The sequence below is a fragment of the Demequina muriae genome (assembly GCF_030418295.1).
In the GTDB taxonomy this organism is placed as follows: Bacteria; Actinomycetota; Actinomycetes; order Actinomycetales; family Demequinaceae; genus Demequina; species Demequina muriae.
Genome location: NZ_JAUHQA010000009.1, coordinates 1 through 824 on the forward strand (window position 1 = coordinate 1; position 824 = coordinate 824).

The window sequence follows — 824 nt, forward strand, 5'->3', positions numbered from 1 at the left end:
GCTGGGGCGTGGATGGCTCGCTCATCGTCATGAGCGAAAACCCGGACAAACGCATGTATCCGGATGAGGTAGTGGATCGGGAAAGCGCCGAAGACATATATATCATCGGCCGCGCCGTGCAGCGGAGCGGAGACCTGTAGTACCAGCATCCAGGGGGTAAACATGAAGAAGCTACCGATAGCGGCAGTGCTTATGTCATTCTCGCTTGTGGCGTCAGCACAGCACTACAAGCCGGATAAGGTACCCAAAGCTCCAGGCGCGCCTATCTATCGAGCGCCAGTCCACCACAACGGGTCCGTCAAGAAGGACGGCACCTACGTCCAGCCGCACTATCAGACAGCTCCGGACGGCACTAGAACAAACAACTGGTCAAGCAAGCCGAACATCAACCCGTTCACGGGCCAAGAGGGAACTAAAGACCCCTTTGCTCAACCGAGTAACGGTCATGGCTAGGCTGGCGATGGCTGCGGCCATGCTTCTTACATGCAGCCGCTTGTTCGCTCAGCAGGTCCAGCTACAGCATCCGGACATAGTGGGGTCGTTCCAGCGCGGCTATGCAGAGGGGCAAGCCGCGCGGATGCGCAACATCGAGATACAGCAAGCGCAAGAGGCCCTAAGGCAACAGCAGGCATTCCAGGCGCAACAGGAACAGGAGCAGCAACAGCAGCAGGAAGTGAAGCGCTTGGCGGGCGTGCTGCTCCTGGCTCAAACCGACGATGAGCGATGGGCCGCCTTGAACAAGATGGCCGCCATCGATCCAGCACTGGCCGTCCAATACATGCAGGCGCTGCACATGGATCAACCAAACAAGTAGCAGAACTACC

Annotated in this window: 1 protein-coding gene; it reads left to right on the top strand. The window is 58.3% G+C overall.

What is annotated here, in order from left to right:
- The first annotated feature begins 460 nt into the window (after positions 1-460).
- On the top strand, positions 461-814 hold the full coding sequence (locus tag QQX02_RS13090) for a hypothetical protein (RefSeq protein ID WP_301143796.1): 354 nt from the start codon (positions 461-463) through the stop codon (positions 812-814).
- The last annotated feature ends 10 nt before the right edge of the window (positions 815-824 follow it).